Source organism: Actinoplanes sandaracinus (assembly GCF_030009775.1).
Classification (GTDB): domain Bacteria; phylum Actinomycetota; class Actinomycetes; order Mycobacteriales; family Micromonosporaceae; genus Actinoplanes; species Actinoplanes sandaracinus.
Genome location: NZ_JASCTH010000001.1, coordinates 142,017 through 155,034 on the forward strand (window position 1 = coordinate 142,017; position 13,018 = coordinate 155,034).

Here is a 13,018-nt window from a genome sequence, read left to right on the forward strand (position 1 = left end):
CCCTCCATGGGAAACACACCCGAGAAGCAAGAACTCACTCACGAAGCAGAAGCTCGCCGAGCTGGGCGGGTCCACGGGGGCCCTCCTGCCGTCCGATACGCCACCGGACGGCGTGGCCCCGCGGGAGGACCCGGTCTCGCAGCCCGTCGATGCGGTCGGTCCCCGTCGATCCGGTCGGTCCCCGTCGATCCGGTCGGTCCCCGTCGATCCGGTCGATCCCCGTCGATCCGGTCGGTCCCCGTCGATGCGGTCGGTCATCGGCGCACCCCGACGCTGTCGCCGCCGTGCCAGGAGTTCCACAGGGCCGCGTAGGGGCCGCCGGCCGCGACCAGCTCGTCGTGGGTGCCGAGTTCGATGATGCGGCCGTCGTCCATCACGGCGACCCGGTCGGCGTCGTGGGCGGTCTGCAGACGGTGGGCGATCGCGATGACGGTGCGGGAGTGCAGCACCGCCGCGAGCGCCCGCTCCGCCGTCCGCGCCGCCGTCGGGTCGAGCAGCGCCGTCGCCTCGTCGAGGATGACCGTGTGCGGGTCGGCGAGGACCACCCGGGCCAGCGCCAGCTGCTGCGCCTGCGCTCCGTCGAGCGGGTTCTCGCCGAGGTCACGGTCGAGGTCGTCGGCCCAGTCGGCGCCGACCGTGCGTAGCGCCTCCCGCAACTCGCCGTCGGGCGCCGCGACCATCAGATTGCCGCGCAGCGTCTCCCGGAAGACGTGGTGTTCCTGGGTGACCAGGACGACGTGGCGGCGCAGCTCGTCCGGCGGCAGGTCGGCGATCGGCACGCCGCCGACGGTGACGCTGCCCGCGGTGGGCCGGTCGACGCCGGCGATCAGGCGGCCCAGGGTGGACTTGCCGGCGCCGGACAGGCCGACCACGGCGAGCCGCTCCCCGGGCCGGACGGTCAGTTCGACGTCGTGCAGCACGTCACGGCCCTGGTCGTAGGCGTAACGGACGCCACGCACCTCGATCCGCTCGTCAGCCGGCCGGCGGGTCTCGGTGGTCGGCGCGGCTCCCACCGCGCTGATGCCCTCGACCCGGGCGAAGGAGGCGTTGCCGGCCTGCAGCTGCTCGATGAAGATCAGGATGCTGTCCAGGGGGCCGACGAGCTGCCGCAGGTAGAGCACAGCCGCGGCGACCGTGCCGACGCTGACCCGGCCGTCGATGTGCAGCAGCCCGCCGAGCACCAGGACGAGGACGGCGGGCACCGCGTACGACGTCTCGGCGAGTGGGAAGAAGACGCTACGCAGCGCGAGCGTGGCGAGCCGGGTGCGCCGGGTCTCGGCGAGCGCGGCGTGCCCGGCGGCGAACCGGCGCTCGTGCAGGCCGAACGCCTCGATGGTGCGGGCTCCCTCGGTGGTGGCGGCGAGTTCGTCGGCGAGCCGGGAGGTGGCCTCACCCTCCAGCAGATAGGCGTCCCGGGCGCGGCGCAGGTACCACCGGGTGACGAACCAGATGCCGGAGAAACCGATCACCCCGAGGATCCCGAGCAGCGGATCGAGGAGGACGACCGCGGCGATCAGGAACAGCATCTGCATGACGCCGACGAAGATCGGCGGCATCAGCTCGCGCAGGGCGTTGGCGATGGTGTCGACGTCGGTGCTGCCGCGGGCCGCGAGGTCGCCGGCGGGGACCCGCTCGACCACGGCGGCGGGCAGGTCGAGGATCCGGCGCAGGAACGTCTCCCGGATGCGGGCCGCGGTCCGTTCGCCGAACCGGTAGGCGGCGGCCAGCGCGTACCGCGACAGCCATGTCTGCGCGACCGCGCAGAGCAGCACGGCCAGGGCGAGCCGGTCGACGTCGGCGACGCCGCCGCCCGCGGCGACGGTGTCGATGACCCGGCCGAGCAGCCAGGGGCCGCCGAGGCCGGCGAGAGCGGCCAGCGAGGTGACGGCGAGCATGCCGATGACGGGACGGCGGTCGGCCGCGATCAGCCGGCGGGCGGCCCGCGCGACCTCGCGCCGGCCGGCGATGGGAAGGAGTGTGCTCATGCGTCGTCCTCTTCGGTGCCGAAGGCGCGGGCGACCAGTGCCCGGTAGCCGGGTTCGGCGACGAGCAGCTCGCGGTGGGTGCCGGTGGCCGTGACCCGGCCGCCGACCAGGTAGTGGACGGTGTCGGCGCGGTCCAGGAGCACCGGTGAGGTGGTGGCGAGGACGGTGCCGCGGCCGGCGCGGGCGTGGCTGAGCCGGTCGGCGATGGCGGCCTCGGTGTGCGCGTCGACGGCCGACGTGGGCTCGGCGGCGAGCAGCATCTCCGGGTCGGCGTAGACCGCGCGGGCCAGACGGACCCGCTGCCGCTGGCCGCCGGACAGATTGCGCCCGCCCCACGCGACGGTCCGGTCCAGGTCGGCGCCGACGTCGTGGGCGACGGCCGTGTCCAGAGCCAGGCGGACCCGGTCGTCGTCGGGGTCCTCCCGCCCGGCGACGACCTCGCGCAGCGGCCCGGCGAACAGGTCCGCGTCGTGGTCGGCGACCAGGATGCGGGACCGGATCTCGGGCTGGGCGATCCCGGCGAGCGGGCGGCCACCCCAGGTGGCGTCGCTCGGCAGATAGCGGCCGAGGCGGTCGAGAACCCGGGCCGTGTCGGCGGGCCGGTCGCCGGCGAGCGCGGTCAGCCGGCCGGGTTCGGCGCGCACCCCGGACTCGGGGTCGTGCAGAACGGACGGCCCGTCGGGCGCCGGGCCGCCGCCGGGGTCGTCCTCGGGCAGCCGCAGGAAGTCGGTGATCCGGCGGGCGGCGACCACCCCCCGGGTGACGTCGAACCCCACGAAGATCATCACGTTCACCGGGATGACCAGCATGGCGGTGTAGCCGTACACCGCGACCAGTTGCCCGGCGGTCAGGCCGCCGGTCACCGCGAGGCGCGCCGCCAGCCAGATCACCACGGCCAGGAAGACCACCGGCAGGCCGTCGCCGAGCGCGCCGATCCAACTGGACGGGCCGCCCACCCGGTAACCCTGGTCGCGCAGGCGGGCGGACTCCTTCTCGTACCGTGCGAGGTGGGTCTGTTTGCCGCCGAGGCCGTTGAGCACCCGCAGGCCGCCGACGACGTCGACGAGCCGGGCGTTCAGCACGCCCTGGTGCTCGCGGTACCGCGCGCCGGCCCGCTGGGTGCGGCGCAGCAGCGGCGCGATGATCAGTGCCAGCACCGGCACCCCGGTCAGGACCACCGCGGCGAGCATGCCGGAGATCTGGTGGAGCAGGACCGCGATCACTCCGAACGCGACCACCGATGCCGTTCCGACGCCGCCGACGTTCATCGCCCGGCCGACGGTCCACACGTCGGAGATGCCGATGGTGACCACCTCACCGGCGGTGACCCGGCGGGGCAGGGCCGCCCCCAGCCGGGTGGCGTGGGTCATCACCACGTCGGCGGTGCGCAGCGCGGCGGCCAGCCGCAGGCGGGTCATGTTGCGGTGCCGCATGATGCCGAGCCAGGCGCTGGCCACGCCGACGATCAGGATCACCCCGGCCCAGGTGAGCAGCACGTCGGTGCGGCGAGGCGTGAGACCGCGGTCGATGGCCTGCGAGATGAGCCACGGTGTGGCGGCCATGCTGGCGAACCACAGTGACCCGAAGACCGCGCCGAGCGCCACATGACCTTTCAGTTGCCGTAACAGCCACCACAGGAATCGGACCGGTCCGCGCGCATCCACCACGACGGCCATGCTGCCCCATCGCGGCACCGTGATGTCACCCGGTTTTCACCGGCCGAGCCGTCCCCTGCCGGGCCGCCACGGCCACGACCACGGCCCCGGCCAGGGCGAACGCGGCGGCCAGCGCGGTCGCGTCACTCAGCCCATCGGCGTACGCCTTCTGCTCCGGGAAGACTGTGCCGAAGATCGCAACCCCGAACGCGAATCCGAGCTGCCGGAACGTGTTCAGTGCCCCGCCGGCCATGCCGCTGCGCTCGGGCGGCGCCTCGGCCAGCACCGCCGACGACAGCACCGGCAGCACCACTCCGGCGCCGAGCCCGACCAGGATCAGCCCGGGGATCAGCACTGCCGCCCCGCTGCCGGAGTCCACCACGGACTGGGCCAGGGCGCCGGCGGCGATCAGCAGCAGCCCGGCGGTGACGGCGGTCCGCGGCGGGGCCTTCTGCAGCGCGTGCCCGGCGAACGCGCCGACCAGCAGGGCGGCCCCGCTCAGCGGCAGCGCGCCGAGCAGCCCGGCGTCGACCGGCCCGTGCCCGAGGACCCGTTGCAGCCAGATGGTCGTGTAGGGCAGGTAGGCGAACGCGGCGGCGTGGCACAGGAACGCGGCGATGATCATGGAGGTGAACGGCGCCCGCCGGAACAGCGTGAGGTCCAGCATCGGCTCCGTGGACCGGAGCTCCACCAGCACGAACAGCGCGATCCCGGCGAGTCCGGCGGCGAGCGGGCCGAGCACCGTCGCCGCGGTCCAGCCGTCGTCGGCGGCCCGGATCAGACCGTAGGTGATCGCCGTCGCGGCCAGGGTGAACGTGATCGTGCCGGAAACGTCGAACCGGCCCGCGCGCGGAGTCCGGGACTCGGCGACGGCACGCAGCGTGAACCACACGGCGGCCACGCAGACCGGCAGGTTGACCAGGAAGATCCAGCGCCAGCCGAAGTGTTCGGTGAGCAGGCCTCCGGCGAGTGGGCCGGCGGCGGTGGCGGCGCCGCTGACGGCGCCCCACACTCCGAACGCGACGCCACGGTCGCGGCCACGATAGGTGACGTTGAGGATGGCCACGGTGGTGGCGAACATCGCGGCGCCGCCGATGCCCTGCAGCACGCGGGCGGCGATCAGTGCGGGCATGCTCGGGGCCACCGCGCAGAGCAGCGACGACACGGCGAAGATCAGCAGACCGATGAGGTACGTGACACGGCGCCCGTACCGGTCGGCGAGCGCTCCGGCGCCGAGCACCAGGGCCGCGAGCGCCAGGGCGTAGCCGTCGAGGATCCAGGCCAGGTCGTGCGGGCCGGCGTTCAGGTGGCCGGCGATGCTGGGCAGCGCGACCACCACGATGGTGACATCGACGAGCAGCAGGAAGGTGCCGAGCAGGACGGCGACCAGCGGTATCCATTTTCGCATGCGACGCACGTTGCTGCCGGCGATACCGAGGAGGCTACGATATCGGCGGCATATGGCGGATCTCGACGTCACGATAGGCTTCGTTGGTGGAAATCGACGGCCTGGACCGGCAGATCGTGCACGCGTTGCGGATCGACGGCCGGGCCGGCTACCGCGAGATCGGCGCGCTGCTCGGCGTCTCCGACCAGACCGTGGCCCGCCGCTACCGGCGGTTGCGCGAGGGTGCCGGGGTCCGCGTCGTCGGTCTGCCCAATCCGATCCGGCTCGGCTACGAGTCGTGGATGCTGCGCCTGCACTCCCGGCCGGACATGGCCGCCACCCTGGCCGAGGCCCTGGCCCGCCGTGGCGACACCGGCTGGGTGAGCCTGTTCTCCGGCGGCACCGAGATCTCCTGCCTGGTCCAGGTGCCCGCGCACGCCGACCGGGAGACCCTGCTGCTGCAGAAGCTGCCGCGCACACCGGGGCTGATCTCGGTGAGCGCGCACTGCCTGATCCACCACTACGTGGGCGGCGCGGTCGGTCCCGACCGCCGGGACGACTACCTGACGCCCGAGCAGACGGCCGCCCTCAGCGCCGACGTCCCGGCGCCGGGGTCCCCGGCGCCGCCGGAGAGGCTGGCCGACGGTGACGCCGCGCTGATGGAGGCGCTGGCCCGCGACGGCCGGGCCGGGTTCGCCGAGCTGGCCGCCGCGACCGGCTGGCCGGAGTCGACGGTCCGTCGCCGCATGCGCGACCTGCGCCGCTCCGGCATCCTCTACTACGACGTCGAGGTGCGGCCGCAGACCTTCGGTTTCCGGGCCCCGGTGCTGCTGTGGGTGACCGTCGCCCCGGCCCGGCTGGCGACTGTCGGCGCCGCCCTGGCCGGGCACGACGAGGTGGTGTTCGCGGCCGCCACCACCGGGGCGACCAACCTGGTGGCGACCGTCGTCTGCCGCGACATGGCCGCGTTCTACCGCTACCTGACGGAGCGGATCAGCGGCCTGGACGGCGTCGACCGCGTCGAGTCCGCGCCGCTGTTGCGGCACGTCAAGCAACTCGGCGCGGTCGCCACCCAGAGGTGAACCTCGTGTTACGGCCGCTCGGTCCGCGCCGGGTCGCCGCGCACCAGCTCGTCGTGGATCCGCCAGCGGGCGGTCTCGACGGCCCGGCCCGCCGCCGCGTCGCCGGCTTGCAGGCGTTCCCGCAGCAGCCGCAGCGCGGTGCTCCGGTTCAGGCTGAACTGCCGCTCGGTGTCGACCACCACCACGATGCCGGACGGCCGGTGGGTGGCCCGGACCGCGGTGCTGGCCTTGTTGCGGTGCTGCCCGCCGGGCCCACCGGTGCGGGTGGGCACGATCTCGACGTCGCCCTCGTCGAAGACGGTCCGCGGCGTCTCCACCTGACAGGGCTGGGCGGTCACATACCAGTTCTTGCGCCCCGGGCCGGTCCGGTAGGGGCTCGGCGCCTGCCAGCACAGCGTCCCCGACCACGAGCCGGCGAACTGCTCGGCGCCGGCGCCGTCGATCGCCAGCAGCACCGACCGGAACGTGCCGGGCCGTTCCCCGGGCACCGTCTCCACCCGCCGGGTGGCGACCTTCCGCTTCGCGGCGTCGGCTTCCAGCCGCCGCACCAGCTTCGCCAGGGCCCAGCAGCACTCTTGCGGCCCACGTCCGGCGGACAACATCAGATGTACGGTCATCACGCCCACCTCCGGAACGGAGCGATCCGGCCCGTCCCCGGCGGACGGGATCCGCCGGCGCGGTATCCCGTCTCGGCGAAGCCCGCGTCGATGGAGCCGGGCCCGGTCCGGGGCGGCGGCCCGCCGGGTATCGGGCGGCGCCGGCTCCGGGCTGCGGGCGCCGGAGCGGACGCGCGTTTCCACCATCCGATCACGACTTCTCACCGCCCCGGCGCGACGGACGGGTGGAGGAGACCGGCCGCGGCGGACGGCCGGACAGCCGTGGTCGCAGCACCGCGACGCAGCCGCTGACCGGGCGGCGACCCGCGCTCATCGCCGGCCGCCGCGACGCGGCGCGACATCGGCCGTCTTGTAGGTTACTAGCGGCAACGTGCTCACCACCGGGGTGGCGAGCCGGTGCGCGACCAGATCGCCGATCACCTGCTCGATCCGTTTGTAGGCGGTCGGCGCCTCCTCGAAGAGCAACTGCCGGTCGCCGCAGACGACGAGGGACCCGACGGTCGTACGCCGCAGCTCCTCGACCGTGTGTTTGACCTTGCCGCGCCGCAGCGCGTCGGCCCGGGACATCTTGCGCCCGGCCCCGTGCGCCACGGAGTGCCCGGCCTCGGCGCCGGCGTGGCCGGCCACCAGGAACGAGTGGGTGCCGCGGGTGCCGGCGATGAGCACGTCACGCCCGTCACCCGGCGCCGCGCCCTTGCGGTGCAGGTAGGAGCCGTCGCGCACCCGCACCGAGTTGTGGCACTCGTCGGTGACCGGGTCGCCGAGTTCGGCGCCGAGCGCGGCGGCGACCCGCTCGGCCATCAGCCGTCGGTTGAGGTGCCCCCAGCGGACCGCGTCGTCGTGCGCGGCCAGATAGGCGTCCGCGTCGGCGGCCGGCCCGGCGCCGTGCACCTCGGTGTGGGCGCGCAGGATCCGCTCGCCCAGGCCGCGGGAGCCGCTGTGCACGATGAGCACGGTGTCACCGGCGGCCAGACCGAGCCGGGCGGCGTGGCGATCGTCGAGGACGGCGTCGACCCGCGCGAGTTCGACGAAGTGGTTGCCACGGCCGACGGTGCCGAGTTGGTCGGTGTAGGCGGCCGGGATCTCCACATCGCCCAGATCGGCGGGGTCCAGGGGCGCGTCCAGGTCGGGGAACCGGGTGGCCAGCCGCTCCGGCACGACGCGCTTGAGCCGGAACGGGAACACCGCGATGCCGCAGCCGATGTCGGAGCCGACGAGGAACGGGTAGAGCACGGACGACGTCATGGCGGCGCCGATCGGGGCGCCCTTGCCGGGGTGCAGGTCGGGCATCCCGGCGACGTGGATCATGCCGTCGAGGGCGGCGACCTGGTGGCACTGGTCGACGGCGCTCGACTCGATCCAGCTACCGGGCGAGGCGAAGACCTGGACGGTGGCGGACGTCGTGGAGACAGGGTTCTGCTGAGACAAGAGGTACTTCTTCCCATGGCGAAGGCGTGCCTCACAGAGGGCACGGCTCACTGATCGTTTGCGCTTGGGGAGTTCCTCAGTACGTCATGCGGACCACCCTGGCGGACCGCCGTCGCGGCCGCAATCGAATTTCCGCCGCAGAGTGTCCGCTGTCCGCTCGGCCGCATTTGACATACCACGGAAACAGGTACGGGCTGGGATTACCAAAATGTTACTGGCCAGTTAAGTTATCCACATCCATCTATATCTGGAGCCCCACGTCCCAGGGAGTTCCCATGCCCGTTCCCGCCCGCCGGAAGGCATCCCTCCTGACCGTCGTCTGCGCGGCGGCCGCCGCCTTCCTCGCAGCGCCCGTCGCCCCGGCCATCGCGGCCAACCCGTACGAGCGCGGCCCCGCCCCCACGAACGCCAGCATCGAGGCCAGCCGTGGCACCTTCGCGACCGCACAGGTCACGGTGTCGCGCACCAGCGGCTTCGGCGGCGGCACCATCTACTACCCGACCGACACCAGCGCCGGGACGTTCGGAGCGGTCGCCATCGCGCCCGGCTTCACGTCCACGCAGTCGAGCGTCGCCTGGCTCGGCCCGCGGCTCGCCTCGCAGGGCTTCGTGGTGTTCACCATCAACACCCTGAGCACCCTCGACCAGCCGGACAGCCGCGGCACCCAACTGCTGGCCGCGCTCGACTACCTGACCCGGACCAGCACGGTGCGCACCCGCATCGACGCGAACCGCCTCGGCGTGATGGGTCACTCGATGGGCGGCGGCGGCAGCCTGGCCGCGGCCCGCACCCGCCCCGCACTCCAGGCAGCGATCCCGATGACCCCGTGGCACGGCACGAAGGGCTGGTCCACGGTCCGCGTCCCCACCATGATCATCGGCGCGGAGAACGACACCGTGGCCCCGGTCTCCTCACACGCGGAGCCGTTCTACACGAGCATGACCACGGCCCCGGAGAAGGCTTACCTGGAAGTGAACAACGCCAGCCACTCCGCGCCCACCTCCGGCGGCAACGTCACCGTCGCCAAGTACAGCCTGTCCTGGCTCAAGCGGTTCATCGACGACGACACCCGTTACGACCAGTTCCTCTGCCCGCCCCCGTCCGGATCCACCATCCAGGAGTACCGCGCCACCTGCCCGCACTCCTGACCGCTCCCGGCGACCGACCTGTACCGGCAACCGGGATCCGGCTCGACCGGGTCCCGGTTGCCGGCCGCTCACCGGCAGGTCCACTCACACGCAGGTCCACTCACAGCCAGGTCCAGCAGTACAGGTGCTCACCCGCGTCGCGTGCCTCGCCGGCCAGAGTGACCAGTTCGGTGAGGCACGGCACCAGGACGTCGTCCGGGGCGCCCGGCCAGCGCAACTCCTCGATCCGCGCCCAGCGTGCGGCCAGTTCCGGGATCCGGGCGTCACCGAGGCCGGCCAGAGCGTCGCGGGCGCGGTCGCCGAGCTCCTCCACCCAGGGGCCCTCGTGTGCGGTGAGCAGGTCCGGGTCCTGCTCGGCCGGCCAGATCAGGCGTCCGCCGACCAGGCCGGCGGTCCACGGCTCGTCGAGAATGAAGCCGATCAGCTGACCGAGAGCCACGCCCGCGTCGATGCCCTTGGCCTCGACCACCCCGGTCGGCCAGCCCTCGACGGTTGCCGGCGAGTCCGCGTCGTGCCGGTCCATCAGATCGACGACGGCGGCGGCGTCCGGCGCCCGGAAGTAGTCGTGCAGCACACCCATGCGGCAGGACTCTAGTGAACCTCTTCCCGGCCCGGGAGCCCGGCGGTGCGAGGCCGCCGGGCAGCGACACGGAGTTCAGTCGGCGAGCCAGACGGAGAACTTGTCGCCGTACTCGGTGAAAGCGACCGCGACCACCAGCAGCCAGGCGGCGATGAAGAGGACCGCCCGGGCAATCCGGCGCCGGTCGCGCTCGCGGGCGGCGGCCGACAGGGCGAGCCCGCCGAGGATCACGCCGAGAGCCGCCGCCGGGATGATCAGCATCGCGACCACCCGGGCGGTGCCGATGATCCAGGCGAACGGGTTCGCGACCGAGTCCCAGCCGAACGGGATCGCGTCCTTGGGATCGCCGAGACGCTCCAGTCCCGGGTCGGCCAGGGCGCCCCAGTCGCCGGTGCGGACCACGGCCAGCAGCAGCACGCCGACACTGCCGAGCAGGTACATCCCGAGCAGCGCCCACTGCGCCGCGTCCAGCAGACGGCCGCGACGGCGGGTCGTGTTCATGGACGGCAACCTATCGCATCTAGAACAGCGTCGGAGGACCCTCGGCCTCCGGCAGCGAGGACGGATCCGGCGATACGGGCAGCGGCTCCAGCTCCGGCACCAGGGCCCGCACCTCGTCGTGGAAACGGCGGCACAGTGCCGGGGCGTCCGCGTTGTCCGGAGTGTGGACGAAGACGGTCGGCGAACGGCCCTCCCGCAACCACCCGGCGACCACCGGCACCCACCGCTGCCAGCCGCCGACGGTCCGGTCGACGGCGTCGCGGCCCAGGTAACGGACGATCGGCTGATCGGTGAGGGCCACGGTGCGCAACGGCATGCGGGGCTTCTTCATCCACGCGTCCCGCTCGGCGTCACTGGTCGGCGGCGTCCGGAAGAACTCGGTGGTGTCGAACGGCACCCACTCCGCCCCGACGCCGGCGAGCACCTCCTCCAGCCGGTGCGGGTCGTGGAAGAACGCGGGATCGCGCACTTCCACGGCGTACCGCAGATGGCCCGGAAGGCCCCGCAGGAACCGGGAGAGAACCGGAAGGTCACCGGGTCCGAAGGACCCCGGCAACTGCACCCACAGAGCATGGGTACGGTCGCCGAGCGGCTCGATCGCCCGCAGGAACTCCGGCAGGCCGGACACGTCGGCGAGCCGATGCGAGTGGGTGATCTCGCGCGGCAGTTTGAGGACGAAGCGGAAGTCCGCCGGAGTCTGCTCCGCCCACGTGGCGACGGTCTCCCGGGACGGGGTCGCGTAGAACGTGGTGTTCCCCTCGACCGCGTTGCACCAGCCGGCATATGACCGGAGACGATCAGAGCCGGAGTGCGGCAGGAACCGGCCCTGCCACGACTTGAGGCTCCACATCGCGCACCCGACGTGCAGGCGCGTCACTGGCCCCACCGGTCGCCGTGGATCGCGGCGCTGAGCGGGCGGCGCTGCCGCCAGCCGTGCCGTTCCAGGTCGGGCACCTCCTCCAGGTGGGTGACCGGGCCCAGGCAGAGCCAGGCGACCGGCCGGATCCCGGACGGGATGCCGAGCAGCTCGCGCAGGAACTCCTCGCGGTAGAACGACACCCAGCCGACCCCGAGCCGTTCCGCGGTCGCGGCCAGCCACAGGTTCTGGATCGCCAGACAGACCGAATAGAGGCCGGCGTCGGCGATGGCGTGCCGGCCGAGCACCGCGGGCCCGCCGCGTTCCGGGTCGTAGGTGACCACGACCGACAGGCTCGACTCCAGCACGCCGTCGATCTTGATGCGGGCGAACCGGTCCGCGGCCTCACCGTCGAGGGTGGCGGCGAAGATCTCCCGCTCGGTGTGCACGTGCCGGTGGAAGGCCTCGCGCACCGGGTCCGAACGGACGACGACGAAGTCCCACGGCTGGGAGAGGCCGACGCTCGGGGCGGCGTGCGCGGCGGACAGGATGCGTTCGAGGCTCTCGGGGGCCACGGGCTCCCCGGTGAACTCGCCACGGACGTCGCGGCGGCGGTGGATGACCTCGTACAGGTCGTTCATCACCGCCGGACGGTACCAGTGGATGCGCGGGCGACCAGCGCCGGGACGAAGGTCGCCTGCTCATGCACGTGAGCCGGGTTGGTGGCCTCGTCCAGGACGAGACGCGCCGCCGTACGCCCCAACTCCTGCCGTGGCTGGCGCACCGAGGTCAGCGGGACCGCCGCGGCCGCCGCGAAGTCGATGTCGTCGAACCCGACGATCGCCAGATCGTCCGGCACCCGCAGCCCGGCGGTGACCGCGTGCTGGAGCAGGCCGAGCGCCAGCAGATCGTTGGCGCAGAACGCCGCGGTGGGCCGGCGGCGGCTCGGCAGCCCGGCCAGCCGCTCCCCCGCCGAGCGCCCCTCGTTGACGGTGAGCGCCTCGGTCGGCAGGTGGATCAGGTCCTCCTCGGGCATGCCGAACTCGGCCCACACCGCCCGCGCGCCCTGCAGCCGCTCCCGGACCTGCCCGATGCTTTCCGGCCCGCCGACGAACGCGACCCGCCGGTGACCGCGATCGATCAGATGCTCCACCGCGATCCGCCCGCCCAGCACGTCGTCGACGGCGACCGAGCAGTGCCCGCCGGCCCGGCTGAACCGGTCGACCATGACGAACGGGACACCGCGCTGGGCGATGTCGGCGAGATGCGCCGCGTCCGGATCGACCGGGGTGATCAGGATGCCCTGGACCCGCTGCTGCAGAAGCCGGTCGAGGTGCTTGGCCTCCCGCTCGGAGCGGCCGCTGCTGTTGCAGACGAACAGCGACAGGTCGGCGTCCTCGGCGGCGGTCTCGATGCCCTCGGCGACATCGTGGAAGAACGGGTTGCCGCCGTCGAGCATCACGTAGGCCAGGGCGCGGCTGGTGCCGGCGCGCAGCTGGCGGGCCGACTCGTTGCGCACGAAGCCGAGGTCGGCCATCGCCCGCTCGACCCGCTCCCGGGTGGTGGAGCTGACCACGGCGGGCCGGTTGAGCACGTTGGAGACCGTGCCCAGCGAGACGCCCGCGGCGGCGGCGACATCCTTGACCGAGGGGGCACGCCCGTTGCGCGGTTGCTGAGTCAACCTGGGCCTTCCTAACCGAGGCGGGGTGGGCGCCATGATGGTACGCATGACGCTTGAAACATTTCAATCCCACCCGGAGGCCACGTAGGTGTACCAAC

General features: G+C 73.1%; 12 protein-coding genes. 2 read left to right on the forward strand and 10 right to left on the reverse strand.

Going from position 1 to position 13,018, the window contains the following annotated elements; translation table 11 throughout:
- Positions 1-254: 254 nt before the first annotated feature.
- From QLQ12_RS00665 to QLQ12_RS00675, 3 genes are all read right to left on the reverse strand, one after another.
- On the reverse strand, positions 255-1,985 hold the full coding sequence (locus QLQ12_RS00665; protein ID WP_282756331.1) for an ABC transporter ATP-binding protein: 1,731 nt from the start codon (positions 1,983-1,985) through the stop codon (positions 255-257).
- Positions 1,982-3,589 carry an ABC transporter transmembrane domain-containing protein gene (locus tag QLQ12_RS00670; protein WP_282756897.1) on the reverse strand — a complete coding sequence of 536 codons (1,608 nt, stop codon included), beginning with the start codon at positions 3,587-3,589 and terminating at the stop codon, positions 1,982-1,984. The genes QLQ12_RS00665 and QLQ12_RS00670 overlap by 4 nt, the downstream gene beginning before the upstream one ends.
- A 97-nt stretch (positions 3,590-3,686) precedes the next feature.
- A complete protein-coding gene (locus QLQ12_RS00675) occupies positions 3,687-5,048 on the reverse strand; it encodes an MFS transporter (RefSeq protein ID WP_282756333.1) in 1,362 nt (453 codons plus the stop codon).
- Between the two features lie 86 nt (positions 5,049-5,134).
- Here QLQ12_RS00675 and QLQ12_RS00680 point away from each other — a divergent pair, with 86 nt between their 5' ends.
- The gene (locus QLQ12_RS00680; protein ID WP_282756335.1) at positions 5,135-6,109 is read left to right on the forward strand and encodes an Lrp/AsnC family transcriptional regulator; all 975 of its coding nucleotides are present in this window, start codon (positions 5,135-5,137) and stop codon (positions 6,107-6,109) included.
- 8 nt (positions 6,110-6,117) lie between these two features.
- Here QLQ12_RS00680 and prfH read toward each other — a convergent pair whose 3' ends face one another.
- Positions 6,118-6,726 (reverse strand): peptide chain release factor H, encoded by a 609-nt coding sequence (prfH, locus tag QLQ12_RS00685; RefSeq protein ID WP_282756337.1) that lies wholly within the window; start codon positions 6,724-6,726, stop codon positions 6,118-6,120.
- A 309-nt stretch (positions 6,727-7,035) separates the two neighbouring features.
- Entirely contained in the window at positions 7,036-8,154 is a 1,119-nt protein-coding gene (locus QLQ12_RS00690) for an RNA ligase RtcB family protein (RefSeq protein ID WP_282756339.1), read from the reverse strand.
- A 275-nt stretch (positions 8,155-8,429) separates the two neighbouring features.
- On the opposite strand from QLQ12_RS00690, the gene QLQ12_RS00695 reads away from it, so the two are divergent.
- Complete coding sequence (locus QLQ12_RS00695) at positions 8,430-9,302, forward strand: poly(ethylene terephthalate) hydrolase family protein (RefSeq protein WP_282756341.1); 873 nt, start codon at positions 8,430-8,432, stop codon at positions 9,300-9,302.
- Positions 9,303-9,402: 100 nt separating this feature from the next.
- On the opposite strand, the gene QLQ12_RS00700 is transcribed toward QLQ12_RS00695, so the two are convergent.
- The 5 genes from QLQ12_RS00700 to QLQ12_RS00720 form a co-directional block, all read right to left on the reverse strand.
- On the reverse strand, positions 9,403-9,882 hold the full coding sequence (locus QLQ12_RS00700; RefSeq protein WP_282756343.1) for a hypothetical protein: 480 nt from the start codon (positions 9,880-9,882) through the stop codon (positions 9,403-9,405).
- A 75-nt stretch (positions 9,883-9,957) separates the two neighbouring features.
- Positions 9,958-10,383 (reverse strand): hypothetical protein, encoded by a 426-nt coding sequence (locus QLQ12_RS00705; protein ID WP_282756345.1) that lies wholly within the window; start codon positions 10,381-10,383, stop codon positions 9,958-9,960.
- Positions 10,384-10,402: 19 nt separating this feature from the next.
- Complete coding sequence (locus QLQ12_RS00710) at positions 10,403-11,233, reverse strand: DUF72 domain-containing protein (protein WP_282756898.1); 831 nt, start codon at positions 11,231-11,233, stop codon at positions 10,403-10,405.
- Between the two features lie 23 nt (positions 11,234-11,256).
- On the reverse strand, positions 11,257-11,880 hold the full coding sequence (gene bluB / locus QLQ12_RS00715) for a 5,6-dimethylbenzimidazole synthase (protein WP_282756899.1): 624 nt from the start codon (positions 11,878-11,880) through the stop codon (positions 11,257-11,259).
- Complete coding sequence (locus QLQ12_RS00720; protein ID WP_282756347.1) at positions 11,880-12,920, reverse strand: LacI family DNA-binding transcriptional regulator; 1,041 nt, start codon at positions 12,918-12,920, stop codon at positions 11,880-11,882. The genes bluB and QLQ12_RS00720 overlap by 1 nt, the downstream gene beginning before the upstream one ends.
- Between the last annotated feature and the right edge of the window lie 98 nt (positions 12,921-13,018).